Raw genomic sequence first — 26,800 nt, forward strand, 5'->3', positions numbered from 1 at the left:
GTTCACGGTGCGGGCTCCCTCAGATCGGCGTGCCGAGCCTGCGCCGGCGCGTGAACAGGGCCAGGTTCAGCAGCCAGAAGGCCACGCGCAGCAGCATCGACAGCGCCAGGTACACGATGCCGAGCACCACGAACACCTCGAAATTGCGGAAGGTGTCGCTCTGCACGCGGTTGGAGATGCCGAACAGCTCCTCGACCCCGACCGACGACAGGATGCTGGAGGCCAGCATCAGCAGCACGTACTGGCTGGCCAGCGACGGGTATACGCGCTCCATGGCCGGGCGAAGCACCACATGCAGATAAACCTGCGCGCGCGACAAGCCCAGGCATTCCGCCGCCTCCAGCTGCCCCGGCTGGATCGAGTCGATGCCCGCGCGCATGATCTCGGTGGTGTAGGCGCCGATGTTGACCACCAGCGCGATGATGGCGCCCACGAGGATGGGCAGGCGCAGGCCGATGCTGGCCATGCCGAAGATCAGGAAGTAGCTCTGGATCAGCAGCGGGGTGTTGCGGATGGCTTCCACATAGCCGGCCACGATGCGTTGCAGCCAGGTCGGCCCGCTGGTGCGCGCGATCGCGCACAGCGTGCCGAACAGAAAGCCGATGACGGTGGCAAAGAAGGCCAGCCGCAGCGTGACCCAGGCGCCTTCGGCGAACAGCGGCCAGAACGCCAGCACGGCGCCGAAATCGAATTCGTAGTTCAAGGAGTGGACCTCGGGTGAGGCCGCTGCGTGGCGCGGCGCCGGCAGCGGAGAAGAAAGAAGGCAGAGCTCATGGTGCGAGGAGAAGGCGTCCCACCATCCGGACAGGTGATGGAAGACGCGTGCCGGGAATGCTAAAGAGCACCCCGGTGTTCGGGACGTTCGGGGTTAACCCGAGTCGCCCGGATTCGTCCCGATGGATGGGACGCAACCCCTTGCGTGGGCGTGCGGACCAGCGTTTAGGAAGCGGGCTTGAGCACTGCCGCAGGCAGATCCGCGTCTTGGTGTTTGCGGTAGATCGCCTGCAGCTTGCCATTCTTGAGTTGCGCCTGGATCCAGCGGTCGATCCACTCCTTCATGCGTATGTCGCCTTTGCGCAGGCCGACGCCGAACAGGGATTCCTGCAAGGGCAGCTTCGGCTCCAGCTGCCGCGCGGGTGCCTTCTGGTTGATCAGAGCGATCAGCGTGGTGGCCTGCGCGATCACGTCCATCTGGCCGCTGACCACGGCGGTCATGGTCGTGGCCTCGTCCTCGAAGCGCACGATCTCGGCGCCAGGCGGTGCGAGCTTCGTCACGTCGGCGTCGTTGGTGGTGCCCCGCGTGACGGCGATGCGCTTGCCCGCCAGGTCCGCCGGCGTACGGATGACCATGGACTTCGGTGCGGCGACGAACGTGGAGATGCCCGAGTACGGAATGGAGAAGTCGATCGCCTTCAGGCGTTCGGGCGTGATGGTCATGGCCGAGATCACGATGTCGGCGCGGTTGGTGATCAGCAGCGGAATGCGGTTCGCCCCGTTGGTGGTCACGATCTCCAGCTCCGCGCCCAGGTCCTTGGCCAGCAACTGGGCGGTCTCGGCTTCCGAGCCGGTCACCTCCAGCTTGTCGTTCTTGTACGACCAGGGTGGTACGTTGAGATCGATCGCGATGCGGATCTTGCGGCTCTCCTGCACTTTGGCGAGCGTATCGGACTGGGCCAGGGCGGCAGGCGCCCACAGGGTGAACACGGCGGCGCACAGGGCGCCGAGGAAGTGGCTGGAATGGCGCATGGTCATGGCGGTGTCCTGGATGTCGGTCTTGGTTGGGGGTCAGGCGCCCGCGGCACGCGCGACCTCAGGCGACAGGTCGGCGTTGTGGTGCTTGCGGTAGATGGCATTGAGCTTGCCGTTGCGCAGGTTCTCGCGCACCCAGTCGTCCACGCGGGCCTTCAGGCGTGTCTCGTTCTTGCGGATACCGATGCCGGTGAGGTTGGTCTTGACCACCAGCTTGGGCTCCATCGCCAACTCCGGCCGGCGCTGGTTGACCGGGGCCAGCAGGGCGGGCGCCGTGCAATAGAACTCGGCCTGGCCGCTGAGCACCGCGGTGATGGCGGTCGCATCGTCGTCGAAGCGCACGACCTCGGTGCCGGGCTTGGCGACCTTGGTCAGCTCGGTGTCGTTGGTGCTGCCGCGCACCACGGCCACCTTGCGGCCCACCAGGTCGTCCATGCGGACCAGCTGCGTGGCGCGCGGTGCCCCCACGATGACCTGGATGCCGGAATACGGCACCGAGAAATCGATCACCTTCTCGCGTTCCGGGGTGATCGACAGGGTGGAGATCACCAGATCGGTCTTGTCGGTCAGTACGTACGGGATGCGGCTGGCCGGATTGGTTGGCACGATCTCCAGCTTGAAGCCCAGGTCCTTGGCCAGAAGTTCGGCGACCTCGACCTCCGATCCTGCGAATGCGAGCCTGGCGTCCTTGGCGGAGTAGGGTGGCGCGGCCGGGTCGATCGAGATGCGCAGCACACCGCTCCTGGCGATGCTGTCCAGCGCGTCGGCATGGGCAGGCGCCCAGGCCACGCCGGCGAGCGTGCAGGCGAGGGCGGCCTGTAGCCAGGTGCGGCGAAGGTTGGGTGTGGGACGGTGGTGCATGTCTTGTCTCCTGGTCGTGTTGTGTGTGAAAGGAAAATGGATTCAGGCCGGCTGGGCGTCGCGCTGGTTCAGCGCCTGCGGCAGCGCCAGGCCACAGGCCGAGGCGTACGGCGCCAGGCCGTCGAGGATGGCCTGGTCCAGCACCACGCCCTCGGCCAGTACGGTGCGCTGGCGCGCCATGGCCTGGTCGCCGGGCACGCGCACGCGGTCCACGCCAGGACGCGGCGGGTTGGCATGGCAGGCTTCGATCAGCCAGTCGGTCTCGTCGGTGAATGCGCAGCGGCCACCGAAGGCCGCCGGATCCAGCACCTGCAGGAAGGTGTTCATCACGGTGCCGGTGGGACCGTCACGGCGACCATAGCCCGACAAGCCCTGCGTCAGCGACTCGACGAGCAAGGCCATTGCGTAGCCCTTGTGGCCGTGGTCCAGTCCCCCGACGGGCAGCAGGCTGCCGTCGCCCTGCAGCAGCACGGCAGGGTCGTCCGTGGGCTCGCCGTGTGCGTCCATCACCCACTGGCCCGGCAGCCGGCCGCCGGCCTTGGCCACCTGCGTCGAACGCTTGATGGTGGTGATGGAGCAACTGATGTCCAGCAGGACAGGGTCGCCGCCGCTGGGCATGCCGGCGGCCAGGGGGTTGGGGGTGAATACACCGCGCGTGCCGCCAAAAGGGGCAACGCCGCTGTGCGCGGGGCCCGAGCAGGCCAGAACCACCATCAGCCCGCGCTCGGTCAGGCGCGGCAGGTAGGTTGCCAGCGCGCCGGTGTGGTAGCCGTTCGCGATGGTGCAGGTGACGACGCCGTGCGCCTCGATGCGCTCCAGGGCCACGTCGATCGCGCGGTCGATGAGCCAGGCGCCCGGCAGGCGCCGGCCGTTCCAGGCCACGCAAGCGCCGCGGTCGGACAGCACCTCGGGCTGGCCGTGCAACGCCATGGCGCCGCTGTGTGCCTCCTGCAGGTACCAGGAGGCGATGGCCAGCCCGTGCGTCGTGTGGCCCATCATGTCGGCCGTGACCAGCGAGCGCACCACGCTGTCGATCTTGTCGGGTGCGAGACCGGTCGCCTCGAACAGTTGGCGCGCGAACGCGCGGACGGCGGCGACGTCGTAGCGCAGGCCCTCGCTCACTGCGCGCTCCTGCCGGCGGCTTCGTCGACCATGTCGAACAACGAGTACTTCGGCGTATAGCCCAGCAGTGCACGCGCCTTGGCCGCGCTGCCGTGCGTGCGGCCCAGTTCCACGGGGATGCGTGCCTCGACGTAGCGCCGGCCGGTGGCCTCGGCCAGATAGGGGATGAACTCCGCGAGGCTGACCGGCGTGGCGGGCGCCAGGTTGAATGTCTCGCCGATGGCCTCGGGCTTGTCGTGGATCAGCAGCAGGCCCTGCACGATGTCGCGCACGTCGACCAGTTCCTGCGTATGCGGCTTGCCGTCGGCGTCGCGTGCCAGCAGCAGCGGCTCGTCGGGTGCGACCAGCGGCTCCAACACGTCCAGGATGCTGCGCAGTTCGGCCTGGCTGGTGGCGCCCGCATGGTGCGTGCTGCTGGCCTTCAGGCTGCGCACGCGGCCGTTCACGTAGAACGCCGCGCTGGAGTATTCGCCATTGGGGTCCAGCAGCTCGTGCGCAGCCTCGATGTGCGAGAACACCGCCGTGCTGATCTTGAGGTTGGGCTCGGAACGTGCGTAGAACGCGGCCATGTCCTCGCCCAGCAGCTTGCTCAGCCCATAGAAGGTGTAGGGCTCGCGCGGGTGCAGTTCGTCGGTCGGCCGGTAGCGCGCGAAGCGCGTGGGGTAGACCTGGTCGCTCGACGCGAACACGAGGCGCACCGGCCGCTTGGCGGACTGCTCCGCAGCGGCGCGCAGCACGTTGTAGGTGCCAACCACATTGGCGCTCCAGATCAGGTCGCGCGCCTGTGGCTGGAACGAGATGGCGGCCGCCATGTGGAACACCGCATCGGCGCCCTCCATGGCCTGCCGCACCGCGGACAGCTCGGCCAGGTCGCCCACCACGCAGTCGATGCCGACGTCGCGCGTGGCCGCCAGGTTGCGGTCCTGCGGCAGTGCCAGCGTGCGCACGCGCCAGCCCCGTTCCAGCAAAGCACGCGCGAGCGTGCCACCGACGCGCCCCGTGGCGCCTGAGACGAAAACCTGCATGGGATGTCTTCCTTCGAGTGTGTTGAACCGGCCCGCACTGTAGGAGGGATGCCATCCAATTAATATTGAAGAAATTTCCGGATTTGATACGCAATGGTTATCAGCAGAGACGATGCGCTTGAGCAGGCCGCGGAGCGCGCGAGGCATCGACTGGTGGGCCGCTTGCGGCTCAAGCATCTGCGCCTCATCGACGCGCTGGCGCGCACCAGCAGCCTGCGGCAGGCGGCAGTGGCGATGAGCCTCACGCAGCCGGCGGCCAGCAAGATCCTGCAGGACCTGGAGGATGTGCTGGGCGTGCAGTTGTTCACGCGGCGCGCGCGCGCGATCGAGATCAACGACTTTGGCCGCTTCGTCGCCGTGTACGCGCGCCGCGTGCTCGGCGAGACGCAACGCTTCGGTGCCGACCTGGACACGCTGGTGCGCAGCGGCCATGGCACGCTGACCATCGGCGCCATCATGGTGACGGCGGCCGGCCTGCTGCCGGCAGCGGTGCTGGAACTCAAGAAGACGCGGCCCGCAGTCTCGGTGCGCATCGTCGAGTCCTCCAGCGACCGGCTGCTGGCAGACCTGGCGAAGAACGAGTTCGACTTCGTGCTCGCGCGCTTCGTGCGGCCGCAGGACAGTTTGCAATTCGAACTGATGCCGCTCAGCGACGAGCCGCTGTGTATCTTCACGGGGCGCGATGGCCGGGTCTCGCAGCGCTCGCGCAGCCTGGCCGACCTGCATGGCCTGCCCTGGGTGATCCAGGATTCACCCACGCCGACGCGGCGCTTGCTGGAAGCTGAGTTCGGCGGCGAAGGCCTGGGACTGCCGGCCGACTTGGTACGCGTGTCGTCGGTCTACACCATGCTCAACATGGTCGAGAAGGCGGGCATGGTTGGCGTGCTGCCGCGCGCCATGGTCGACAACGAGGGCGAGCGCTTTCGCGTCTTGCCGGTGCGGCTGAAAAGCGCGCTGTCGCCCTACGGCATCGTCACGCGGCGTGGCATGGAACTGACCCCGACGGCGCAGGACATGATGGCCATCCTGCAGCGCCTGGCGCGCAAGAAGCCGCGCCGCGGTTGATGGCGCGGCGCGCCGGTTCACCCCAGCACGATGTCGAGCTGCCCCTGCAACTGCGCGCCGGGCGCCAGGATGCGGGTGCCTGTGCCCGCCACGTTGCGCGCGTGCAGGTTGAAGCCGTCGGGCAGATGGCTGACCGGCTCGATGCACACGTTTGGCGCGTTCGCGGGCCGGTGGATGACGAGCTGGTCCATCGCGCCGCTGGCGAGCAGCAGGACGGGTCTGGCCTGCGCAGAATGGATATCGAGTGTGCCGGACCAGTCCGCAATGAAGTGCGTGACCTCGCCCGCCGCGAAGTCCGCTGCGCCCACCGTCCAGGGCTGACGATCTCTGCGATCGGCCGCGGGCTCTCGCGGCAGGTAGTCGGCGTCGAACGGCCAATCGGGGCCGGCATCGAACCGCACCTGGTTGTCGGCCCGGTGCACGAAGTACGGGTGCAGGCCCACGCCGCCCGGCATGTCAGCGTTGCCCATGTTGCGCAGTGTGAGCGCGATGCGCACGCGGCCCGGGTCCAGCGCGACGTCCATGGTCGCCTCGAATGCCCACGGCCAGTGCGCGTCGGCGGCGTGCACATAGGCCAGGCGCGCCCGGCTCTCCTCGCATGTCAGCAATTGCCAGGGCCGGCGCTGGGCGATGCCGTGCAGCGTGTGGGGGCCGCCCGCGTGCGGTGTCAGCGCCCAGTCGCGATCGGCGTGGCGCAACCGGGCATCGCGGATGCGTCCGTTGTAGGGCACGAGCGGGTAAATGCCTCCCTTGGCCCATCGGTCAAGGTCGTCGTGCTGCTCGGGATAGGGCTGCAGTACCTGCTGCAGGGTGCCGTCCGGCGCAGCCAGCGTGCAGGCGGTGATGCGCCCGCCGGCGGCAGGCAGCAGGCGCAACTCGGAGCGACCGGCGTGCAGCCTGACGGCGTTCATGGCCAAGCCGCGCTCAGGGTTGGCGCAGAGCGCCATCGACCATGCGCCACAGTCCCAGCGGATTGGCCTGCTGCAACGCGGCGGGCAGCAGTGCGTCCGGCAGGTCCTGGTAGCACACGGGGCGCAGGAAGCGCTCGATGGACTCGGCGCCGACCGAGGTGAACATCGCGTTCGACGTGGACGGGAACGGGCCGCCGTGCACCATCGCGTGGCAGACCTCGACGCCCGTCGGGAAGCCGTTGACCAGGATGCGGCCAGCCTTGCGTTCGAGTATCGGCAGCAGGCGGCGTGCGTCCGCATGGTCGGCGGTATCCAGCTGCAAGGTCGCGGTCAGCTGGCCTTCGAGTTGCTCGGCCACCTGCAGCATCTCCTGCAGGTCGCGTGCGCGAACGACGATGGCGGCGGGGCCGAACATTTCTTCGCGGAGCGTCGGCGTGGCCAGGAACCGTGCGGCATCGGTCACATACAGCGCGGCCTGCGCGGCATTGGGCCGATCGCCCGCATCTGCCCCGACCACCGCCGTTTCCACACCGGGCGTCGTGCCGACTTTCTGCGAGCCGGTCTGGTAGGCCGCGTGGATGCCGGGCGTCAGCATGGTCTGCGCAGGTGTGGCGGCCAACGCATCGTGCGCGGCCTGCAGAAAATCGGCGAAGCCGGGGCCGTCGCAGGCCAGCACCAGACCGGGGTTTGTGCAGAACTGGCCCGCACCCAGGACCAGCGAGGCCGCGAACCCTTTGCCGATGGATTCGGCCCGCTCGGCCAGTGCCGCCGGCAGCAGGAACACGGGGTTGATGCTGCTCATCTCGGCATAGACCGGGATGGGTTGGTGCCGTGCATTGGCGATCTTCTGCAGCGCCAGGCCACCTTGGCGCGAGCCCGTGAAGCCGACGGCCTGGATGGCCGGGTGAGCCACCAGCGCCTCGCCGATCTGGCGGCCGGCGCCGATCAGCAGCGAGAACACGCCCTCGGGCAGGCCATGGGCCTGCACCGCCTGCTGCAGCGCGCGGCCCACCAGTTCGGACGTGCCCAGGTGCGCGCTGTGCGCCTTCACGATCACGGGCGCACCCGCGGCCAGCGCGGCGGCCGTGTCGCCGCCGGCCACCGAGAAGGCCAGCGGGAAGTTGCTGGCGCCGAACACCGCCACCGGGCCCAGCGGCAGCTTGGCCAGGCGCAGATCGCCGCGCGGCAGCGGCCGGCGCGTGGACTGGGCCGGATCGATCGTGGCCTTGAGGAAATGGCCGTCGCGCACCACCTTTGCGAACAGGCGCAACTGGCCCACCGTGCGGCCGCGCTCGCCCTGCAGGCGCGCGATGGGCAGGCCGCATTCTTCGTGCGCCCGTGCGATCAGCGTGTCGCCGAGCGCCAGGATGTTCTCGGCGATGGTTTCCAGGAAGGCCGCGCGCGTGGCCAGCGGCATGCTCCGATAGGTGTCGAACGCCGCAGCGGCCAGTGTGGCCGCGCGGTCCACGTCGGCCGCGTCGCCCAGGCCGAAGCTGGGCTCGGCGATCTCGGCGTTGGTGGAAGGGTTGAAGGCGCGCTGGGCGCCGGCGCTGCCGCGCACGGCGCTGGCGCCGATGAGCATCTCGCCGGTGAGGATCATGGTAGTCATGTCAAACGGTGTAGTCGACGGCGGCCCAGTCGAAATAGGGCTTCAGATCTGCGAGCAGGGCCTGGTGCAAGGGATGGAACAGGTACTCGTCGAGCGCTGCGGCGCTCTCAACCTCGGACTCCAGCACGTAGTCCCAGCTGATGGGGCGCACGAGTTCGTTCGCGGCCACACGCCAGTGGCGGATCACGGGAATCTGCGCGCCCAGGGCAGCCATGCGCTCCGTCAGCACGCCTTCACGCGCCGGGTCCTTCTGGATGCCCGTCTTGCGGCGAAAGAGCACGACGTGGCGGATCACTTGGCAGACCCTTCGCTCTTGAGCGCGTAGCCACGCCCGGCGTAGTCGAAGTCGACCAGTTCGTTGATGGGAGTGCCCTTGTCGGCCGGCGAGGCGTAGTAGGCGCGGATCTCCTTGATCTTGCCGTTCTCGAAGTCGTACCACTCGGCGCCGCGCAGTGCCGTGCCGCTCTTGTTCTTCCAGTGCGTCCACTCGATCATGGCCTCGGGCTTGTCGTGACTGATCAGGATGCGCTCGATGGTCCATTGCGAACCCAGCGTCTCCACGCACCAGATCCATTTCTTCGCGATGGTGTCGGCCGTGCGCCAGGGCACCTCGGGCAGGCCGGCCGGGAAGTAGTGCACCGCGTCGGGCGTGAAGCAGTCGATCAGCCCCTGGTAGTCGGCCGCATTGCAGGCGTCGAAGTAGCCGCGGATCAGGCCGTCGTAGTAGTCGGGGGTGTAGGTCATGTCTCTTTCCGGTTCAGCGTGCGCCGGCGGGCTGCACGGGCTTGATCTCGGGGCGGCCGGCGGCCACCCATTCCTTGTGCTGGCGGCGCGTGGCGTCGCTGGGCGGGTACAGGCCCCACAGCGCCTCGCCGGCCTGCACGCGCAGGGCCAGGTAGGCCTCGATGTCATCGCGCTTCTCGCACAGGTCGGCCATCTCCTCGGCCAGGTGGGCGGGGATCACGGTGATGTTGTCGCCGTCGCCATGGATCACGTCACCGGGGTAGACGGCCACGCCGGCGCAGCCGATCGGAACCTGCAGGTCGGCCACGTGGTGGTAGCTCAGGCGCGTGGTCGCGGTCACGCCGGTGCACCAGATCGGAAAGTCCATTTCCTTCAGTTCGGTGCCGTCGCGAAAGCTGCCGTCGGTGACCACGCCGCGCGCGCCGCGCATCATCATGCGGGTGATGAGCATGTTGCCCATCGATGCGGCGCGGCCGTCCTTGTTGCTGTCGATCACCAGCACGTGGCCCGGTTCGATCTGCTCCACGCCCACCCACTGCAGGTTGTCGGCGCTCGGCTCGGTCGTGAGGTTGCCGTACACGTCGACGTCTTCGCGCGCGGGAATGAAGCGCATCGTGTAGGCCCGGCCTGCGAAAGCTTTGATCTTCCTGTTCAGCGGCGTCAGGCCGTGCAGCACCGGCTGGCGAAAGCCCTTGATGTAGAGCTGCGTGGTGAGCGAGCCGCTCGTGGCCTTGGCGAGGCGCTCGAGCACCGCATCGGGCACGAACGGAGCGGGGGCGCGCTGGGGGATGCTGGCCAGCGGCTTGGGCAGGGACGTCGTCATGAAGCTGTCTCAAATGATGGGATCGGGCGAGACCACAGGTCATCGCAAGGGTGGAATGCTCACTGTAAGGAGAGAGGTCCAAAAATAGAATGGGCCGCAGTTGCGTTGCCGCCATGCACGGCACACCCAGTACCGCTATCTGAGACAAACAGGCAAACAAGGGCTTCATCACCATGGCCACCACTCCCGGCGAGGGCACCGGTGCCCTCGAAAAGGCACTCGACGTGCTCGACGCCATCGGTTCCGCGCCCGAAGGGCTGGGCCAGAGCGAGCTGGCCGAACAGCTCGACCTGCCGCGCACCACTGTCTACCGCCTGCTTGCCACGCTGGTTGCGCGCGGACTCGTGCGGCGCGATCCGCTGCGCAAGGTCTACTGCCTGGGTTTCCGCTGCTTCGAGATGGCGCGCCAGGCCTATGCCATGCCCGACCTGGTGGCGGCCGCCGCGTTCGAACTGCGCGCGCTGCGCGATCTCACGGGCGAGACGAGCTATCTGGCCGCGCTCGATGGCCGCGAAGTCATTTCGCTGGAGCGCTGCGACGGCGCCCACAGCCAGCGCTCGGCCGCCGTGCTCGGCCAGCGCAAGCCGGTGCACTGCACCAGCCAGGGCAAGGCCATTCTTTCGGCCATGCCCAATGAGGCGCGCGACGCCATCGTGCGCGACGCGGTGCTCAAGCCGTTCACGCCGCTCACCATCACCGACCGCCGCCGCTTGCAGGCCGAGCTGCGCATCACCCGCGCGCGCGGCTACGCCATCGACGATGAGGAGATCGTGCTCGGCGTGCGCTGCGTGGGTGCGCCAGTGGTCGATGCCGCAGGGCAGGTACGGGGGGCAATCAGTGTGGCGGGACCGGCCTACCGACTCACGCGAGCGCGGCTCGAGCTGCTCGGCCCGGAAGTGGTCGAGGCCGCGCGCCGCGTCGGTGCGCAGCTGCAGCCGGCCGGCAACGACCCGGCGCCGAGCACCGAAGCAGCGTTGACGGCACTGCCGGGGCACTGGGCATTTCATGGCGCGCACCCGCTCTGGTCGGCCGATGGCAGTCGCTTCTGGTGGGCCGATGCGCTCGCGCCCTCTGTACACCTGCATGCGGACGGGCAGGACTGCGAGGTGGCGACGATCGAGGCGCCCGTGGTCGCGTTGCTGCGCCATGAAGACGATGTGATCGCGGTGCACGAGCATGGCGCGCAGCGCATCTCGGCCGACGGGCAGTCGTTGCCTTTCGAGCTATGGCTTGCGGGGCAGGTGCTCGCAGCCTGCAACGGCGAGAACGGCACGATCTGGGCCGCGCTGGCCCTGCCCGAGGCCGGCTCCGCCATCGGCTGCCTGCGCGGCGACGGGACGCTCGACGTGCAGTGGCGCATGGGCGAGACAGTGCAGGCCCTTGGCTGGCACGCGCGGGAGCAGACCCTTTACGCCACGGCGCCGGGCTCTGGCTCGATCCTTCGGCTCCAGCCAGGGCAGGGCGCGATGCGCCGCCTGGCGACTGTGCCCAAGGGGTCGGGACGCGTGAGCGGGTTGGCGTTCGATGCACGGGGGGGAATCTGGACTGCGCTGTGCGACGGCTGGTCGGTGGTGCGTTTTACCGCCGACGGGCAGCTCGATCGGGTGATCGGCCTGCCCGTGCCGTGCGCGACCGACTTGGCGTTTGCACCGGCTGCCGAAGGCGAGGAGAGCGAGAGGCTGGTCATCACGACCGCGCGGCACAGTGTGCCGCTCGACACGCTGACAAGCGCCCCGTTATCTGGACGGCTGTTTGCGCTTGTTATATGAATGAGTGGCCTTCGGAGCATTGCTGCGGTCGCCTTGGCTGGAATCCAGGCAAGTTGAAAATCGTGGCGGTGCTGACTGTTGCGGGATTTCACTCATCTCTCTGACAGCCCGCTTCAAGTATCTTGCGTGTGATAAGGATAGGTCACACTGGGCAGCCGACCTAGCCCGATTGCTGTTGCTGAGCTTGCCCCTGAGCGACGTAGTCCGTAGCTGAAGTTGAAAATGCAGTCATGGAGCACGAGAGATGAGGAAGAGCGACGAAATCAAACACCGCGCGCGGTGCACGTTGGAGTTCAAGCAGGAGGCCGTTCGGCTGGTCAAGGCAGGCCAGGAGGCGTCGGTGACGGCGCGCGTTCTCGGCATACCCAAGGCGACGCTGGGCAACTGGGTTCGATTGGTCCGACAAGCGTGACCTGCAGGGCGCGGGCGATCGGCCAGTGAGTGCCGAGCAGATGGAGTTGGCGCGGCTGCGGGCCGAGTTGGCGCGCGTGAAGATGGAGCGTGACATCCTAAAAAACCGCCCACGCGGCGTGCCGCGCCCCTCATGGATAGAAACACGCAGCAGTGCCTAGACTGCGAGGGCGCTGGCCAGAGGCCGCTCGCTTTTTGGAGGGATTTGTCCCCGTTTTGAAACCTGGCCCAGGGGAAGCTGCGGACCCAACTGTGGTGGCACCTCGTGTGACCCCGTTGAGGAAATTGATCTCATCCGAGTCCCCGACCGGCGCGCTCAACCTTCAGGAGGTGACCATGTCAAAACGATCCATCAAGCTGGCGGGCCTGCCCGTGATTCATGGCCGCGCGGCGGGCATCGACGTCGGCGCTCGATTCCACGTTGTCGGTGTTGCGCCCGAACTGTGTGACGAGGCGGTGCAGACGTTCCAGGCCTTCACCGGGGATATCGAGCGGATGGCGGACTGGCTCGTGTCGATCGGTATCAAGACCGTGGCCATGGAGTCCACCGGCGTGTTCTGGGTGCCCGTGTACGAGGTACTGCAGAGTCACGGCCTCGAAGTCATCGTCGCCAATGCCCGTGAGGCTCGCGCGGTGCCGGGCCGCAAGAGCGACGTCAACGACGCGCAGTGGCTGCAACGACTGCATGCCTGCGGCCTGCTTCGCCCGAGCTTCCGCCCCGAACGCGAGATCGCTGCGCTGAGGGCCTATCTGCGCCTGCGCGAGCGGCATCTTGACTACGCCGCTGCTCATATCCAGCACATGCAGAAAGCGCTGACGTTGATGAACCTGCAGCTGCACCATGTGGTCAGCGCCGTGACTGGCGTGACAGGGATGAAGATCATCCGCGCCATCGCCGGGGGCCAGCGCGATCCAGGTGTGCTCGCCACGATGCGCGACGTGCGTTGCAAGGCCAGCATGGCGACTGTGCGCGCAGCGCTGGTCGGCAACTACCAACCTGAGCATCTCTTCGAGCTGACCCAGGCGCTGGCCTTGTACGACTTCTACCAACTGCGTCTGGGCGAATGCGATGCCCAGATAGAACGCACGCTGGCCAAGTTGAACTCCGACAAGCAAGGCCCCATCGAGCCGCTGCCCCAGCCGCGGCACAAGACGGTACAGCCCAATGCCGTCAACTTCGATACGCGGGGACCACTGTACCAACTCACGGGCGTGGACCTGACGCAGATCCACGGTATCGGGCCCTACTTGGCGCTGCGCTTGATTGCCGAGTGCGGGACCGACCTGAGCAAGTGGCCGACGGCCAAGCACTTCACGTCGTGGTTGACCTTGGCGCCGGGATGCAAGATCAGCGGCGGCAAGGTACTGTCCGCGCACACGCGCAAGACGACCACCCGGGTGAGCGCGCATCTGCGGCTCGCCGCCGTCACCGTTGGTCGAACGAACACCGCGCTGGGTGCCTTCTATCGACGTCTGGCCGCCCGCGTTGGCAAGGCCAAGGCCGTGACTGCGACCGCGCGCAAGATTGCGGTGCTCTTCTACAACGCCATGCGGTTCGGCATCAGCTACCAAGATCCCGGGGCCGACCAGTACGAGCGCCGGTACCGCGAACGGGTCGTCAAGCAATTGCACCGCCGTGCTGCAGAGTTCGGCTTCACCCTCCTGGAGACAGCAGACCAGAGTGTTTCTTAGGAAGCGACGGCGTACTTTGCAAAGGAATCACTGTGAAGTACGCCTGGGTCGCCAAGAACAGGGCGACGTGGCCGATCACGATGACGTGCGAGGCGCTGGGCGTCAGTGCCAGCGGCTACTTCGAACATCAGCGTCGGCGCAGATCTGACCAGCCCGCCGGCCCGGCGATGGACGGCTCAGCAACGAGGCACTGCTGGCGCACATTCGAGCTATCCACGCCGAGGTCAAAGGTGAGTACGGCTGGCCGCGGATGTGGAAGGAACTGCTGGCGCGCGGCGTCCGCGTGGGCAAGGATCGAGTGCAGAGGCTCATGAAGACTCACGGCATCAAGGCGCGAAGCAAGAGAAAGTTCGTCGTCACCACCGACAGTCGTCACGATCTGCCGGTGACGCCGAATCTGCTGGCACGAGACTTCACGCCTGCCGCGCCAGACCACGTCCGGAGCGGCGACATCACCTACGTCGCCACCGACGAAGGCTGGATGTATCTGGCGGTGGTGATCGACCTGTTCAGCCGGCAGGTGGTGGGCTGGAGCATGCAGCCGCACATGCAGGCCAGCCTGGTGACCGATGCGCATGGCGTGGTTCCGGCGTCATCCCGCGCCGGGGCTGATCTTCCATTCGGATCGGGGCAGCCAATACTGCAGCCACTCGTTCCAGGACGCACTGGCCAGCTATGGCATGCGTTCGTCGATGAGTCGCAAGGGCAACTGCTGGGACAATGCGCCCACGGAGAGCCTGTGGGGCAGCCTCAAAGTGGGGAGGCTGTATGGCAGGAAGTTCGGCACGCAGCGCCAGGCAATGGACAAAGTGGTCGACTGGCTGACGTTTTACAGCCACCGCAGACTTCACTCCACACTGGGCTATGTCAGCCCGATGAGGTTCGAAGAAAGCTGGCACGCGGGCCAGTCAAAGAAAGCCACGTAACCGAGTGGCTACGGACTACGTCGCTCAGGGGCAAGCTCAGATTGCTGATTGTTCTTGACCAACGCGCTGTTTGTGACGCCTTCAACATGCCGTCGACCACGCCTCTTCGAGAACTCGCATCCTCTGGAGATGTTAGGAAATTTGTAGCTGAATCGCTAAGACTGCTCTCCGAAGAATCATCGGGTAGCTCTACCAGGGCCGAGCGCGCTCCAATTCTTGCTGAACCACCTTCGATAGAAGTCGGCGAACTCACTGAGAAGGGTTCCTTAGGCCAGCGCATGATACTTGTAACGCGGCTGGCCGACGTTGACACACTTTATACCGAAGAGCCAAACCCAATTGTGATCTCGCGTACGTGAGCCACTGCATAGGCTGGTTCAATAGCGCCTCGCCTTCCGCATTCAAGCGCTGCAGTACGAGGTCGGCGCAAATGGATTTCATCGAACTCGGGTGCTATAGGCTCTGGAAGAGCGATCCGGGTTGCTCGCACAACGTCTGGGTCGTCGCCTGCAGGTCCTTCAAAAATGTCTTCGCCATCATGGAAACGGGGCGGCCCTCGGAAAAAACCACGGTCGGCGCCAAGTCAATCGTCGGCAGAAAGGGCCTCACGGTCAGGCTGGGGAACACTTTGTCCAGCAATGGAAACGAATCGAGCAATCCCACGCCGTTTCCACCCTGAATCAATGCGTAGGCAGAGTAGGTCTGGTTGACCGTGAAGGTGATCTGGCACCGCCTTTCCGAGCGACGGAACACTTCCCTGATGTGGGCATTCGTTGCGGTGTCGTCCGGGAATGTGATCAGCGTTGCAGCGTCCAGATCTTTCGGTGCGATCACACTCAGGTCGCACAGCGGATTGTCCGTTCGGAGCACGCATCCGATCTGCGTCTTGCAGAGTTCGAGCAACCCGACGCCTTGATCTTTGGGACTGATGTCCAGCAAACCGAAGCTGACCTGGCCCAGTCGAACCCGTTCGAGAACGTTTTTGGTGCTGAGCACTTCGACGTCGAATCGAATCCTCGGATGGCGGGCGTGAAAGCTGGTCATCGCCTGGCTGAGCACCGAAGCGGACAGGTTGGAGACCGTGGCGAGTGCGATGCGTCCGGTGTGGCCTTGCCGCACCTCTTCTGCCAGGTTTTCCAGGTGGCTCATGTTTCCAAAAATTCGCTGGATCTCTGGATGAAGAAATGCGGCCTCCTCGGTAGGCACAAGCCTGCCTTTGAGGCGAATGAACAGCTGGATGCCCAACTCTTCTTCAGCGAGCTGGACGGACTTGGTGATGGCCGGCTGGGTGACGTGGAGCATGCGGGCTGCACCAGACACAGACCCGCTGCGTATGACCGCGGCAACGGTCGACAAGTGGCGCATGTTGAGCATTCCAACCCATTCCAAAAAGTTTGTTTTCAGCCAAAGAAATACGTTTGGACTTTATATATTGCGGATCATAAACTTTCTTTGTCACAAAAAATTCACACTGGAACGAGGTTCAAATGGTTGAAAGCATCGACTGGGTTTCACGCGCATCGGCACTCAAAATCGAGACGCGTGCCTACATCAACGGTCGCTACGTGGACGCAAAAAGCGGCAAGACTTTTCGCTGCATCAATCCAGCGACAGGTGCGGAACTCGGGCAGATTGCGGCCTGCGATTCCGCCGACGTCGACGTGGCTGTCGCTTCTGCCCGCAAGGCCTTCGAGTCCGGTGTGTGGTCCAGGATGGCCCCGCTGGAGCGCAAGAAGGTCATGCTGAAGTTCGCATCGCTCATTCTTGAGAACCGCGAGGAACTGGCGCTTCTCGAGACCCTCAACGTCGGCAAGCCGATCACGAGCGCGTACAACGGAGACATCGTGAGTTCCGCCACCACAATCCAGTGGTACGCCGAAGCGATCGACAAAATCTATGGTGAAGTCGCCCCCTCTGGGCACGACATGACCACGCTGGTCATTCGTGAGCCGCTGGGTGTCGTGGCGGCCGTGGTCCCCTGGAACTATCCGCTGTCCATGGCCTGCTGGAAGCTCGGCCCTGCCTTGGCGTCGGGCAACTCGGTGGTGTTGAAGCCTGCGGAGCAGTCGCCGCTGACGGCCATCCGCCTCGCCTCCATTGCCACGGAGGCGGGCCTGCCGCCTGGTGTGCTGAACGTCGTTCCGGGCCTCGGAGAAACTGCGGGGAAAGCGTTGGGCCTTCACATGGACGTCGATGCGATCGGGTTCACCGGATCGACCGCAGTCGGCAAGCTCTTCATGCAGTATTCCGGCCAATCGAACATTAAGAGGATCGGTCTGGAATGCGGCGGGAAAAGCCCTCACATCGTGCTCGCCGATTGTGCTGACCTGGATGCTGCGGCGCAGGCCGTTGCATCCGGCATCTTTGCCAACCAGGGACAGGTCTGCAACGCGGGCTCGCGCCTGATCGTCGATGAAAAGATCAAGGACGCGCTGCTCGAACGAGTTGTCGCGCTTGCGCAAGCACTCAAACCGGCCGATCCGCTGATGGCATCCACCCGGCTCGGTGCGATCGTCAGTCGTCAGCAGCTGGACACCATCCTTTCTTACGTCGACATCGGCAAGAAGGAGGGCGCCTCGCTGGTCGCTGGTGGAAGCCAAGCGATGCCCGACTCTGGCGGCTTCTTCATGCAGCCAACGATTTTTGCCAACGCCGACCAGAATATGCGGATCGCCCAGGAGGAAATCTTCGGCCCCGTACTGTCCGCCATCTCCGTGTCGGGCTTGGATGAAGCGGTGGCCGTCGCCAACAACTCCAACTATGGCCTTGCCGCCGGCATCTGGACCGACAGTGTGAAGTCTGCACACCGTGCGGCACGAAGCCTGCGTGCGGGGGTGGTGTGGGTGAATTGCTTTGACCGCGGCAACATGTCTGCGCCCTTCGGCGGCTTCAAGCAGTCCGGCTCGGGCCGCGACAAGTCCCTGCACGCCTTCGACAAATACACCGACTGGAAGTCAGTCTGGATTGCCCACTGAAGCAGCTTTCCCCGTTCCCTTGACCCCCCAACCCCTTTGGCCTCGAATGGAAATAGCATGAAAACAGAATTATTCAGTGTTTCGTCGCAAGCTAGCCGCGTTGGCCGCCGAACGATTGTGAAAGCAGGGGCTGCCGCAGTCGCCGCCAGCGCGTTCAGCTGGAGAACGTCCCGCGCCGCTCAATCCATCACAGTCACCTGTTGGGGTGGGGACTATGAAAAAAATGTCAGGGAAGTCTTTGCGGTACCTTTCACCGCAGAAACCGGCATTGATGTGAACATCGTCAACAACGCCGATCTGACCAAGCTCAAGGTTCAAGTCAGGAACAAGAACGTATCGTGGGACGTTTACGACAGCATCGGCCCCCACATTCTTTCTGCTTCGAAGGACGATTTGTGGGAGCCGATCGACACTTCGATCGTGTCGACCAAAGATTTGATCGTTCCCGGCGGCAAGGACTACGTTGGTACGTTTCTCTTCGCGGCTGGTATCGCCTATGACCCCAAACGCTTCCCGGAGGGGAAGTATCCAAAGAACTTCAAGGAGTTCTGGGACGTCAAGGCTTTTCCGGGCCGCCGCGCCCTGCGCCCGCGCGTCAGCGAAATGCTCGAAATTGCCTTGGTCGCCGACGGTGTGCCGCCCAACCAGTTGTATCCGCTGGATGTGGAACGCGCATTTAGAGCGCTGGATCGAATCAAGCCCGCCGTGCGCAAGTGGACTGAAACCACCCCAGAGACGATTTCTCTAGTGATCAACAACGAGGTCGATTTTTCCTACAGTTTCATTACCCGGGTCATTCCGTCGCAAAAGGCCGGCAATTCGATCGACATGCCGCTCGAGCAGACCGTCAATGCCGTCGAATACCTTGCCGTTCCCAAATTCTCGAAAAACCGGGACGCTGCGATGAAATATATCGCCTTCGTACTTCGTCCTGATCGGCAGGCAGAGTTCTCGAACCGAATGTTCTTTTCGCCAAACAACCGGCTCGCACAAACCCGGGTTGCCGCCGCCACCCAGAAATATCTGCCGGATATGGAGAATCCGAAAAATATCATCATCAACGATGCGTGGTGGGCGGACAACTTCGAAAGTCTGCAGAAGCGATTCACGGCCTGGATGCTGACCTGACCGCGACAGGGTGCCATCCCACCGGGCGGCACTCTTCAACCCCCACCACCTAGGAATTACAATGTACTTGCTTGGAAGAAAGCAGGCAGTCATATTGCTTTGCCCGGTTCTACTGATACTGCTTGTGTTTTTTATATACCCGTTGTTCGTGGTATTTCAGAGCAGTATCACCGCGAACGGAGAGTTCAGCGGGGCCGCGTACAAGGGATTGTTTGCAACGCCGCTGTTTTCGCAGGTACTCAAGACGACCCTGCTCATTTCATTTATTGCCACATTGATAAGCACCAGTGTTGGCTACTGCATCTCAGCTCACATTGCTGGACAAAGCAAAGGCAAGCGTCCCTTTTATCTGACGCTGGTCATGCTTCCATTGTGGACGAGCGTGCTGGTGAAAAGCTTTGCCTTGACGGTGGCATTGGGAGATAGCGGCGTTGTCAATCGCTTTCTGATGGACATATTTGGCGAAGGTGCGGCCGTACAGCTGCTGTTCAACCGGACCGGCGTGATTCTGGGGATGGTCAACTATCTCTTGCCCTTTGCGGTCTTTCCGATCTTGGCGTCCCTTCTGACGATCGACCCGGCGTTGCCTCGCGTCGCCGAGCTGATGGGCGCCAGCCCGTTGAGGATTTTTACCAAGATCACTTTGCCGCTCACCGTGCCCGGCGTGATCGCTGCCGCCCTTATGAACCTCACACTTTCGATGGGCATGTTCGTGACGCCAGCGCTGCTGGGAGGTCGAAAGGACTTGATGATGGCCAACCTGGTGGAGCTGTACACCCGCCAAATTCTGGACTGGGAAGGGGCATCGGCCATCGCAATGATCTTGCTCGCGATTTCCGGCGTTCTGATCCTGCTGCTGCTGAAAATGCAGGGGGGTGGATCCATCAAAGCGGTGGAGAAGGCGGCATGAAATCGTTTTCTTTATCGAAGCTGAGATATCTCGCCTTGCCTCGTTTGATTGCAACATTGGGCTACCTTTTTCTTGTCAGTCCGATTGCGATCATCGTGGTGGCCTCATTCGGAAGCGGCCAAGAATTGCAGTTTCCGCCGAAACAGTTCTCACTGGATTTGTACAAGCAGTTCTTTGGCGACCATGCCTGGTGGTTGCCTGCCCTGCGGAGCGTGGGTATTGCGATATGCACTGCACTACTCGCGCTCGCTGTGACGATCCCCGCCAGTTATGCCATCAGCCGCACGTCTATCAAACAGGTGAAATGGATTCAATTGTTGTTTATCAGCCCGATGCTTGTTCCGGTCATCTCGTTGGGACTGGGCATGTACATGTTTCTCTCGAAGGTTCATCTCGATAACACTCTTGTGGGGATTGTGCTTTCTCATTGCGCGTTGGTGATTCCGTTTGTCTATATTTCGATCAGCGCCGGACTGAAGCACACAGACCCGACCTTGGAATCTGTGGCGATGCTGATGGGGGCAGGAAAGGTGAGGATTTTCTTTGCCGTGGTACTTCCGCAGCTGAAGCCGTCGATATTGGTGAGCGCACTCTTTGCACTTCTGATTTCTTTCGATGAGGTGGTCGTCGCCTATTTCATCAGCGGACCGGAAACCACCACTTTGCCGGTAAAAATGTACAGCGCCCTGCGTTGGGAAGTCTCGCCAGTTCTCACCGCAATTTCTACCCTTCTGACCGTGGTGTCTTTGGCCGCTTGCCTTGGAATCATGGCCCTCGAAAACAGAACCGAGAAGTCCTCCTAACCATGGCTTATCAAAACACTATATCGTCCATTGTTCCCAGCGTGAGTAAACGTCGATCTCACGTCGAAAGCATGGAACTGCCAGTCAATATCCATTCCCTGCTGAAAAAAGCTGCCGAAGAAGCTGGCGATCAGACGCTGTGGAATTTCTTCGAACTCAAGGAAAGCATGTCGTACAAGGATGTGCTCTTGAATGTGGACAGATTGGCCGCCGGGTTCCAGCAATTGGGAATTGTCAAGGGCACCCATGTCGCGGTGATGCTGCCCAACCGCCCATCAATGCCGTTGTCTTGGTTCGCCCTAGGCACTTTGGGTGCTGTGATGGTTCCTGTCAATACCAGCTACATGAACCGCGAACTGACGTTTGTTCTGAATAACAGTGATGCGCAATTCCTGGTGACTCACGACAGCCTGCTGGGTCTGGTGCGTGAGGTCCTTGCTGGCGGGGCGGTGAAACTGAATTCCGCACAGGTGATCGTCGAGGGAGCCAACCAGGAGTTCAGTTCGTGGAACTCGGCGTTGGCCACCGAACCACGTGCTGCGGTTCCAGCGGACGTCGGGCGTCATGATTTGTTGAATATCCAATATACGTCTGGCACCACCGGTTTCCCGAAGGGATGTATGTTGACGCAGGAGTATTGGTTGACCAGCGGCATCGTCAATGCATTTCGTGACGGCCGCGTTTATAAAAACATCCTTGCTCCGACTCCGTTCTATTACATGGATCCGCAATGGCTCTTGCTTATGGCGATCTATCAACGAGGAACGCTGTTCGTCGCCAACAGGCAAAGTGCGACAAGGTTCATGGACTGGGTGCGTGATTACAAGATCAATTTTTGCTTGTTCCCTTACTTGGTATTCAAGCAACCCCCCACGCCATCCGATGGGAACAACGAGGTGGTCAGGGCGAACGTGTACGGAGTTCCCAGGGACATCCACAGAAGCATCGAGCAGCGTTTTGACCTCGTCGCCCGCGAAGCTTTCGGCATGACCGAGGTGGGGCCGGCGATGTCGATGCCGATCGAGGCCACCGACATGGTCGGATCGGGCTCTTGCGGAGTTCCTTCTCCCTATCGCGAATGCCGGATTGTTGACGAGGAGGGCAACGATGTGGCTCAGGGGCAACTGGGCGAACTGCTCATCCGTGGCCAAGGCATCATGCTCGGGTATTACAAAAACGATGAGGCGACCAAGAATGCCTTTCTCGCGGGATGGTTCCGCTCGGGCGACATGTTTCGACAGGATGAGCGCGGTTATTTCTACATCGAGGGCCGCTACAAGGACATGATCCGGCGCAGCGCGGAGAACATTGCCGCGCGAGAGATCGAGGCGGTCATGAATGGAATCTCTGAGGTCAGGGAGTCCGCTGCTGTTGGCGTGACCGACCCCACGCGGGGCGAGGAGGTCAAGGCTTATGTCGTCGTGAAGCCCGGTGTGACCAAAGATATTGAAACTCTGAAATTGATTATCGCGGGCTGTCAGAAGAATCTCGCGAAATTCAAGGTGCCCCGGTATTACACATTCATCGATGATCTTCCCAAGACTGCGTCATTGAAGGTTGCCAAGGCAACGCTTCGGGAGAAGAAGTCAACGGATGAGCAAATCTATGACCGCGTAGCCGATGCATGGATCGGCGCAAGCGTGGAGCGATCATGAGCGATATGTTTGACGCGATTATTGTTGGCGGTGGGCATAATGGGCTGACATGTGGCGCTTATCTGTCGAAGGCAGGGTACAAGGTGTGTGTACTCGAGGCCAAGAGCCAGATCGGTGGCGCAGTTGTCACTGAGGAGTTGTGGCCGGGGTATCACGTCTCCACGGCCTCCTACCTCATGGGGCTGCTTCAACCCAAGGTCATGCTGGATCTTGACTTGAAGGCGGAGGGACTGGAAGTTTTGAAAATGCCACCCACCTTTCAGCCGCTCGGAATTGACGATGCATTTGTCTTCTACGAGGACAGAGCCCGCCTGAAAGCCGAAATCGCCCGCTTCTCCGAATCGGACGCCGCGGCCTACGACGGCTATGTCGAGCACATGACGCAGCTGAGCGCTTCGATCAGGGACATGCTTTGGCAGGTACCGATCGATCCCAAGACAACCGGCATTGCCGATCTCCTCGAATTGGCCAGGTTTGCCTCGACCAACCGCAAGTTGGTCGACAACTTGTATGGCGTGTACGACATCATGACACTCAGCTCTTACGACTTCTTGAGCCGATGGTTCAAGTCCGAGGACGTCAAGGCTGTCTTGGGGTTCTATTCTTCTGCCGCCGGCGGAGTGACGAGCATGAAGACTGCGGGCTCGGCCTACATCCTGCTGCGGGGATTTTTGCGGCAGAACACAACGCCAGCCGGTGGCACCGGCATCATCCGAGGCGGCATGGGCTCCATCAGTAACGCGATTGCGAGTGCGGGGAAAAAGGCTGGCATGACGATTCGGACAGGCGCCGAAGTCGACGAAATAGTGGTTTCGGACAACGTGGCGCGTGGTGTCAGGTTACGCGACGGCTCCGTGGTCAAAGCCCGCGTTGTCGTGAGCAATGCGCCTGCAAAGATTACTTTTCTAAAGCTCTTGAAGTCGACACCCTTGCCGCCGCAGGTGGTGACCGATGTTTCCAACATACGAGACAAGTCGACTTCCTACAAAGTGCATCTCGCCTTGAGCGCGCTGCCGAAGTTCTCGAAGTTCGATCCAGAGAAGGCCGGTTTCCCATTCCCCGTCCTGACGAAGATCGGCCCTTCGGTCGACTACATCGAGCGCTCGTTCGATGGCTCAAAGTATGGTGAGTACGCCCAAAACCCATGCCTGGCGGTGCTGGTCCCATCGGCTCTCGATGACACGCTTTCGCCGCCGGGCTGCCACGTCGTCAGCATCTTCGGATCTCATGCCCCCTACATGCTGAAGACGGGCCCGTGGACGGAGGCGGACAGACGGGCTTTGTACGAGCGCACGATTTCAGTGTTGGAGCGACACGCACCAGGCATCCGAGAACTCATCGTTCATCACCAGATCATGGTGGCGCCCGACTTCGAGAAGGTCTTCAGGCTCCCCGGGGGGCATGTCCACCACGGTGAACTGAGTGCTGACCAAATATTCTTCAAGCGACCGATCGCCCACTATGCGGATTACCGATCGCCCGTCACAGGGTTGTTCCAATGCGGGGCTTCGACACACCCGGGCGGTGGAGTTACCGGCGTGCCCGGCCATAACGCTGCACGTTGCGTTGGCAAATATCTCAAGAAACTGAAGCGCTGACGATCGCTTATTCGGAGCAAATCATGGCAATGGTTCAACTACGCGGCGTGTCCAAGACGTACGGTTCTTCAACCGCACTCGAATCCATCGATCTCGATATCAGGAAGGGCGAGTTTCTGACCTTGCTCGGTCCCAGTGGTTCGGGAAAGACGACGATTCTCAACCTTATCGCGGGCATTATTTCCCCGACAGGTGGACAGATCATGATCGACGGCAAAGATGCGACGCAACTACCGCCGGGCATGCGCCAATTGGGCATGGTGTTCCAGAACTACGCCTTGATGCCCCACATGACGGTGTTCGAGAACATCGCATTTCCCCTGCGGGTTCGCAAGCTGTCCAAGGATGTGATCGAGCAAGAGGTCAACGATGTCTTGAAGCTGGTCCGGCTTCCCGATGTCGGAAAACGCAAACCGAAAGAGCTTTCTGGCGGGCAACAACAACGCGTCTCGCTCGCACGTTGCATCGTCTACAACCCTGCATTGATTCTGCTCGACGAGCCGCTGGGCGCGCTCGATAAGAAGCTGCGCGAGCAGATGCAGCTCGAGATCAAGCGAATCCACTCTGAACTTGGCATCACCATGCTGAATGTGACGCACGATCAGGAGGAGGCTTTGACGCTGTCGGACCGCATCGTGTTGATGAACGGCGGAAAGATCGAGCAGATCGCCAAGCCGACCGAGTTGTACTTCGCGCCGAAGACGGTGTTTGCTGCCGCGTTCATCGGCGATGCCAACTTCTTCAAAGGGGTGGCCTCGGCATCGGGCGCAGGAACTATCGACATCCAGACCGATTACGGTGTCGTGGCTTGCGCTGCACCTTCGACATTGACTTCTACGGGCCAAGCCATGACCGTGCTCGTACGGCCGGAGAACGTCGAGCTTGAGGAGGCCAAGCGATCGACGTCGATGACCTTGTTTTCGAACCAGTTCGAGGGCACGGTGATGGATCATCTGGTACTCGGCGCGACCATCAAGCACCGGGTATCACTGCCGGATGGAAAAGAGATCACCGTGCAGCATGTCAATCACCCGGGTACGCGGATCTTTGCCAGAGGTGATGCTGTGAAGCTGAGCTTTGAGGCCACCAGCGCGCTCGCGCTTGCGAGGTGATTCATGTTTATTGATTTCGCCAGCCGACCCCCCTTGCCGCAGTTCACGGTCAACTCCGATCACATGGCCAATTACCGCCGCGTGTACAAATCGAGCGAATCCCTGATCTCTTCGGAATTGGGAGAGGAGGCATTGACTGCTTACTTCGAAATGTATGACGAGCTGGGCGCAACCGGCGTCGTGATCAAGGCGCGAGACGCGACTTCGACTTTTGGATTCAAGGTCAGCAATGAAGCGGTTGCAGACTTCTGCCAGCGCTACGGTTCACGTTTCGTCGGATTTGCTGCGGTCGATCCACATCATCCGGACGCGGTGGCCCATCTTGAATATGCTGTCCGGGAACTGAAGCTCTCGGGCCTGAATGTGCAAGGCTTCGAGAACCATTTGACCATCAGCGATCCAAAGCTGATGGACCTCTACAAGAAGTGCGAGGAGCTTGGAATTCCCGTCAATATTCACGCGGGGATGAATTTCTCTACATCGAGCAAGGCGACCTATGGGCACCCGCTGGGGCTCGATGACGTGCTGATGGCTTTTCCTGACTTGCGGGTTTGCGCATCGCCTCCGGGCTGGCCATGGACCATGGATCTGGTTGCCATGGCGTGGCGCCATTCCAATCTCTGGTTGGGTATCAGTGCGATCAGGCCCAAACTGATGACCAAGGCCAACAGCGGCTATGAGCCGTTGCTACAGTACGGACGTTCCATTCTCAAGCACCGGATGATTTTCGGCTCTGGTTATCCGATGATTCCAGTGAAGCGGTCGGTCGAGGAAGTCGACGAGCTTTCGCTGCCTCAGGACGTGAGGAACGCGTGGCTGGGCGGCAACGCGGCGGAATTCCTTCGCCTAGCTGACTGATTGCGGTTGGTTGTGGGTGTTGAGCCTCATCCAACTCGGTGAGAGGCTGCCGAGTTGGCCGTCGGCTGTTCTCAAGGTGGGGAGTCCTCGCTCGCGCTGAAGGGCACCACCCGAACCAGGCGGCCGGTCTTCGGCGATCGCTGGGGCCCCGACGAGCCTATGCCAATTCACACTGTTCGTCCTGTCAACCCTGAAGGAAGTCAGTCCAAATGAGGGTCAAATTTCGGCCGGCGCCAAGAGGCCGCGCGCCGGCGCGACACCGTGCTCGACCCGTACTGGCGTCGCATGTGTCCTGGATTCAGCGCAAGCATTCCAACAGCACCTGAAATGCCGGCGCAATCTGTTCGTCCTGCACGCAGGCATAGCCCAAGAGCAGCCCGCGCCGGGTGCCGCCACGCGCGTAGTAGCGCGAAAGAGGTCGCGTCAGCACGCCGCGCCGTTCCGCCTTCTGTGATATGGCCACGTCATCGCAGTCGTCGGGCAGACGCAAGGCCAAGTGCAACCCAGCGTTGCTCGATAGGGGGTCGAGGAACGCCGAGCCAAGGTGTTCGCCGATCAGGCTCGTCAATAGCGAGCGCCGCCGCGCGTAGACAACGCGCATCCGGCGGATGTGTGCAGCGTAGTGTCCCCCGTCGGTCAGTTCGGCCAGCGCTGCTGGCGTGATCGCGTGGCCTTCGCGATAGCGGTCCGCATGCGCGGTTCGAAACGGTTCGGCCAGTGCTTTCGGCAGTCCCGACGTAGATCACCGGGCTGTCGGCCTCCAGCCCCTGCATTGCGGGGATCGGCCGGCCGGCGAAGCGGAACTCGCTGTCGTAGTCGTCTTACACGATCCAGGTGCCCGATGCACGGGCGAAGTCGAGCAACTCGCGCCGCCGCGTGTCAGTGGTAATTCAATAATCCCCAGTCGGGGGTGCGGCAGAAATCTTGGACTGGTTATGCCGCGAGCCCCAGGCTTTTCCGATATTCAACAGGACTGAGAGCGCCGAGGGAGAGCTTGATCCGCTTCTCGTTGTACCAGCGGATGTAGGAGTCCAAGGCCAGGGTGAACTGCTCG

General features: G+C 62.7%; 24 protein-coding genes and 2 pseudogenes. 13 read left to right on the forward strand and 13 right to left on the reverse strand.

Translation table 11 applies throughout. The features are described from left to right. Nucleotides 1-19 precede the first annotated feature (19 nt). The 5 genes from AC1D3B_RS34970 to AC1D3B_RS34990 all read right to left on the reverse strand — a co-directional run bounded on the left by AC1D3B_RS34970 (nt 20) and on the right by AC1D3B_RS34990 (nt 4,757). Nucleotides 20-703 (reverse strand): amino acid ABC transporter permease, encoded by a 684-nt coding sequence (locus AC1D3B_RS34970; RefSeq protein ID WP_478195256.1) that lies wholly within the window; start codon nt 701-703, stop codon nt 20-22. A gap of 236 nt (nt 704-939) precedes the next feature. Further along, a complete protein-coding gene (locus AC1D3B_RS34975) occupies nt 940-1,752 on the reverse strand; it encodes a transporter substrate-binding domain-containing protein (RefSeq protein ID WP_478195257.1) in 813 nt (270 codons plus the stop codon). 33 nt (nt 1,753-1,785) lie between these two features. Next, nucleotides 1,786-2,610, reverse strand: a complete 825-nt coding sequence (locus tag AC1D3B_RS34980) for a transporter substrate-binding domain-containing protein (RefSeq protein WP_478195258.1) — start codon at nt 2,608-2,610, stop codon at nt 1,786-1,788. A 42-nt stretch (nt 2,611-2,652) separates the two neighbouring features. Beyond that, nucleotides 2,653-3,732 (reverse strand): Ldh family oxidoreductase, encoded by a 1,080-nt coding sequence (locus tag AC1D3B_RS34985; protein ID WP_478195259.1) that lies wholly within the window; start codon nt 3,730-3,732, stop codon nt 2,653-2,655. Next, a complete protein-coding gene (locus AC1D3B_RS34990; protein ID WP_478195260.1) occupies nt 3,729-4,757 on the reverse strand; it encodes an NAD-dependent epimerase/dehydratase family protein in 1,029 nt (342 codons plus the stop codon). Before AC1D3B_RS34990 ends, AC1D3B_RS34985 begins: the two co-directional genes overlap by 4 nt. A 93-nt stretch (nt 4,758-4,850) precedes the next feature. On the opposite strand from AC1D3B_RS34990, the gene AC1D3B_RS34995 reads away from it, so the two are divergent. Continuing rightward, nucleotides 4,851-5,822: a LysR substrate-binding domain-containing protein gene (locus AC1D3B_RS34995; protein ID WP_478195261.1), complete on the forward strand. Its 972-nt coding sequence runs from the start codon at nt 4,851-4,853 to the stop codon at nt 5,820-5,822. A 17-nt stretch (nt 5,823-5,839) separates the two neighbouring features. Here the strand turns inward: AC1D3B_RS34995 and AC1D3B_RS35000 are convergent, their stop codons facing one another. The 5 genes from AC1D3B_RS35000 to AC1D3B_RS35020 are packed head-to-tail and all read right to left on the reverse strand — an operon-like array spanning nt 5,840 to nt 9,909. After that, nucleotides 5,840-6,733 carry an aldose epimerase family protein gene (locus tag AC1D3B_RS35000; RefSeq protein WP_478195262.1) on the reverse strand — a complete coding sequence of 298 codons (894 nt, stop codon included), beginning with the start codon at nt 6,731-6,733 and terminating at the stop codon, nt 5,840-5,842. A 13-nt stretch (nt 6,734-6,746) separates the two neighbouring features. Continuing rightward, entirely contained in the window at nt 6,747-8,333 is a 1,587-nt protein-coding gene (locus tag AC1D3B_RS35005; RefSeq protein WP_478195279.1) for an aldehyde dehydrogenase (NADP(+)), read from the reverse strand. Nucleotides 8,334-8,343: 10 nt separating this feature from the next. Next, a complete protein-coding gene (locus AC1D3B_RS35010; RefSeq protein WP_478195263.1) occupies nt 8,344-8,637 on the reverse strand; it encodes a Dabb family protein in 294 nt (97 codons plus the stop codon). After that, the gene (locus tag AC1D3B_RS35015; protein WP_478195264.1) at nt 8,634-9,086 is read right to left on the reverse strand and encodes a nuclear transport factor 2 family protein; all 453 of its coding nucleotides are present in this window, start codon (nt 9,084-9,086) and stop codon (nt 8,634-8,636) included. The genes AC1D3B_RS35010 and AC1D3B_RS35015 overlap by 4 nt, the downstream gene beginning before the upstream one ends. Nucleotides 9,087-9,099: 13 nt before the next feature. Continuing rightward, nucleotides 9,100-9,909, reverse strand: a complete 810-nt coding sequence (locus AC1D3B_RS35020) for an RraA family protein (protein ID WP_478195265.1) — start codon at nt 9,907-9,909, stop codon at nt 9,100-9,102. Between the two features lie 173 nt (nt 9,910-10,082). On the opposite strand from AC1D3B_RS35020, the gene AC1D3B_RS35025 reads away from it, so the two are divergent. The 4 genes and pseudogenes from AC1D3B_RS35025 to AC1D3B_RS35040 all read left to right on the forward strand — a co-directional run. Next, complete coding sequence (locus AC1D3B_RS35025) at nt 10,083-11,678, forward strand: IclR family transcriptional regulator domain-containing protein (RefSeq protein WP_478195266.1); 1,596 nt, start codon at nt 10,083-10,085, stop codon at nt 11,676-11,678. 244 nt (nt 11,679-11,922) lie between these two features. After that, nucleotides 11,923-12,193 (forward strand): annotated as a pseudogene (locus AC1D3B_RS35030) (transposase); the annotation flags it as partial. A gap of 232 nt (nt 12,194-12,425) precedes the next feature. Beyond that, on the forward strand, nt 12,426-13,781 hold the full coding sequence (locus AC1D3B_RS35035; RefSeq protein ID WP_478195267.1) for an IS110 family RNA-guided transposase: 1,356 nt from the start codon (nt 12,426-12,428) through the stop codon (nt 13,779-13,781). A 2-nt stretch (nt 13,782-13,783) separates the two neighbouring features. After that, nucleotides 13,784-14,707 (forward strand): annotated as a pseudogene (locus tag AC1D3B_RS35040) (IS3 family transposase); the annotation flags it as partial. 453 nt (nt 14,708-15,160) lie between these two features. Here AC1D3B_RS35040 and AC1D3B_RS35045 read toward each other — a convergent pair. Continuing rightward, the gene (locus AC1D3B_RS35045; protein ID WP_478195268.1) at nt 15,161-16,081 is read right to left on the reverse strand and encodes a LysR family transcriptional regulator; all 921 of its coding nucleotides are present in this window, start codon (nt 16,079-16,081) and stop codon (nt 15,161-15,163) included. 113 nt (nt 16,082-16,194) lie between these two features. Between AC1D3B_RS35045 and AC1D3B_RS35050 the strand changes: the two genes are divergently transcribed. From AC1D3B_RS35050 to AC1D3B_RS35085, 8 genes are all read left to right on the forward strand, one after another. Next, on the forward strand, nt 16,195-17,682 hold the full coding sequence (locus AC1D3B_RS35050) for an aldehyde dehydrogenase (protein WP_478195269.1): 1,488 nt from the start codon (nt 16,195-16,197) through the stop codon (nt 17,680-17,682). Between the two features lie 57 nt (nt 17,683-17,739). Next, nucleotides 17,740-18,810 carry an ABC transporter substrate-binding protein gene (locus AC1D3B_RS35055; protein WP_478195270.1) on the forward strand — a complete coding sequence of 357 codons (1,071 nt, stop codon included), beginning with the start codon at nt 17,740-17,742 and terminating at the stop codon, nt 18,808-18,810. 61 nt (nt 18,811-18,871) lie between these two features. After that, nucleotides 18,872-19,720 (forward strand): ABC transporter permease, encoded by an 849-nt coding sequence (locus AC1D3B_RS35060; protein WP_478195271.1) that lies wholly within the window; start codon nt 18,872-18,874, stop codon nt 19,718-19,720. Next, nucleotides 19,717-20,523 (forward strand): ABC transporter permease, encoded by an 807-nt coding sequence (locus AC1D3B_RS35065; RefSeq protein ID WP_478195272.1) that lies wholly within the window; start codon nt 19,717-19,719, stop codon nt 20,521-20,523. The genes AC1D3B_RS35060 and AC1D3B_RS35065 overlap by 4 nt, the downstream gene beginning before the upstream one ends. A 71-nt stretch (nt 20,524-20,594) precedes the next feature. Next, on the forward strand, nt 20,595-22,178 hold the full coding sequence (locus AC1D3B_RS35070) for a class I adenylate-forming enzyme family protein (RefSeq protein ID WP_478195273.1): 1,584 nt from the start codon (nt 20,595-20,597) through the stop codon (nt 22,176-22,178). Further along, nucleotides 22,175-23,776: a phytoene desaturase family protein gene (locus tag AC1D3B_RS35075; RefSeq protein ID WP_478195274.1), complete on the forward strand. Its 1,602-nt coding sequence runs from the start codon at nt 22,175-22,177 to the stop codon at nt 23,774-23,776. Before AC1D3B_RS35070 ends, AC1D3B_RS35075 begins: the two co-directional genes overlap by 4 nt. Before the next feature lie 23 nt (nt 23,777-23,799). Continuing rightward, nucleotides 23,800-24,888, forward strand: coding sequence for an ABC transporter ATP-binding protein (locus AC1D3B_RS35080; protein ID WP_478195275.1), 1,089 nt, complete (start codon nt 23,800-23,802; stop codon nt 24,886-24,888). Between the two features lie 3 nt (nt 24,889-24,891). Further along, on the forward strand, nt 24,892-25,746 hold the full coding sequence (locus AC1D3B_RS35085; RefSeq protein WP_478195276.1) for an amidohydrolase family protein: 855 nt from the start codon (nt 24,892-24,894) through the stop codon (nt 25,744-25,746). Nucleotides 25,747-26,044: 298 nt separating this feature from the next. Here the strand turns inward: AC1D3B_RS35085 and AC1D3B_RS35090 are convergent, their stop codons facing one another. Then, nucleotides 26,045-26,314, reverse strand: coding sequence for a hypothetical protein (locus AC1D3B_RS35090; protein WP_478195277.1), 270 nt, complete (start codon nt 26,312-26,314; stop codon nt 26,045-26,047). 365 nt (nt 26,315-26,679) lie between these two features. Then, nucleotides 26,680-26,800 (reverse strand): IS3 family transposase (locus AC1D3B_RS35095; RefSeq protein ID WP_478192473.1); only part of this gene is annotated, 121 nt, incomplete at its 5' end.

Source organism: Variovorax sp. P5_A3 (genome assembly GCF_056400665.1).

Excerpts from the sequence above, each read along its gene's own strand:
- AC1D3B_RS34975 (WP_478195257.1), bottom strand. The coding sequence starts at position 1,752 with ATGACCATGCGCCATTCCAGCCACTTCCTCGGCGCCCTGTGCGCCGCC.
- AC1D3B_RS34980 (WP_478195258.1), bottom strand. The coding sequence starts at position 2,610 with ATGCACCACCGTCCCACACCCAACCTTCGCCGCACCTGGCTACAGGCC.
- AC1D3B_RS34990 (WP_478195260.1), bottom strand. The coding sequence starts at position 4,757 with ATGCAGGTTTTCGTCTCAGGCGCCACGGGGCGCGTCGGTGGCACGCTC.
- AC1D3B_RS34995 (WP_478195261.1), top strand. The coding sequence starts at position 4,851 with ATGGTTATCAGCAGAGACGATGCGCTTGAGCAGGCCGCGGAGCGCGCG.
- AC1D3B_RS35000 (WP_478195262.1), bottom strand. The coding sequence starts at position 6,733 with ATGAACGCCGTCAGGCTGCACGCCGGTCGCTCCGAGTTGCGCCTGCTG.
- AC1D3B_RS35005 (WP_478195279.1), bottom strand. The coding sequence starts at position 8,333 with ATGATCCTCACCGGCGAGATGCTCATCGGCGCCAGCGCCGTGCGCGGC.
- AC1D3B_RS35015 (WP_478195264.1), bottom strand. The coding sequence starts at position 9,086 with ATGACCTACACCCCCGACTACTACGACGGCCTGATCCGCGGCTACTTC.
- AC1D3B_RS35020 (WP_478195265.1), bottom strand. The coding sequence starts at position 9,909 with ATGACGACGTCCCTGCCCAAGCCGCTGGCCAGCATCCCCCAGCGCGCC.
- AC1D3B_RS35025 (WP_478195266.1), top strand. The coding sequence starts at position 10,083 with ATGGCCACCACTCCCGGCGAGGGCACCGGTGCCCTCGAAAAGGCACTC.
- AC1D3B_RS35035 (WP_478195267.1), top strand. The coding sequence starts at position 12,426 with ATGTCAAAACGATCCATCAAGCTGGCGGGCCTGCCCGTGATTCATGGC.
- AC1D3B_RS35045 (WP_478195268.1), bottom strand. The coding sequence starts at position 16,081 with ATGCTCAACATGCGCCACTTGTCGACCGTTGCCGCGGTCATACGCAGC.
- AC1D3B_RS35050 (WP_478195269.1), top strand. The coding sequence starts at position 16,195 with ATGGTTGAAAGCATCGACTGGGTTTCACGCGCATCGGCACTCAAAATC.
- AC1D3B_RS35055 (WP_478195270.1), top strand. The coding sequence starts at position 17,740 with ATGAAAACAGAATTATTCAGTGTTTCGTCGCAAGCTAGCCGCGTTGGC.
- AC1D3B_RS35060 (WP_478195271.1), top strand. The coding sequence starts at position 18,872 with ATGTACTTGCTTGGAAGAAAGCAGGCAGTCATATTGCTTTGCCCGGTT.
- AC1D3B_RS35065 (WP_478195272.1), top strand. The coding sequence starts at position 19,717 with ATGAAATCGTTTTCTTTATCGAAGCTGAGATATCTCGCCTTGCCTCGT.
- AC1D3B_RS35070 (WP_478195273.1), top strand. The coding sequence starts at position 20,595 with ATGGAACTGCCAGTCAATATCCATTCCCTGCTGAAAAAAGCTGCCGAA.
- AC1D3B_RS35075 (WP_478195274.1), top strand. The coding sequence starts at position 22,175 with ATGAGCGATATGTTTGACGCGATTATTGTTGGCGGTGGGCATAATGGG.
- AC1D3B_RS35080 (WP_478195275.1), top strand. The coding sequence starts at position 23,800 with ATGGCAATGGTTCAACTACGCGGCGTGTCCAAGACGTACGGTTCTTCA.
- AC1D3B_RS35085 (WP_478195276.1), top strand. The coding sequence starts at position 24,892 with ATGTTTATTGATTTCGCCAGCCGACCCCCCTTGCCGCAGTTCACGGTC.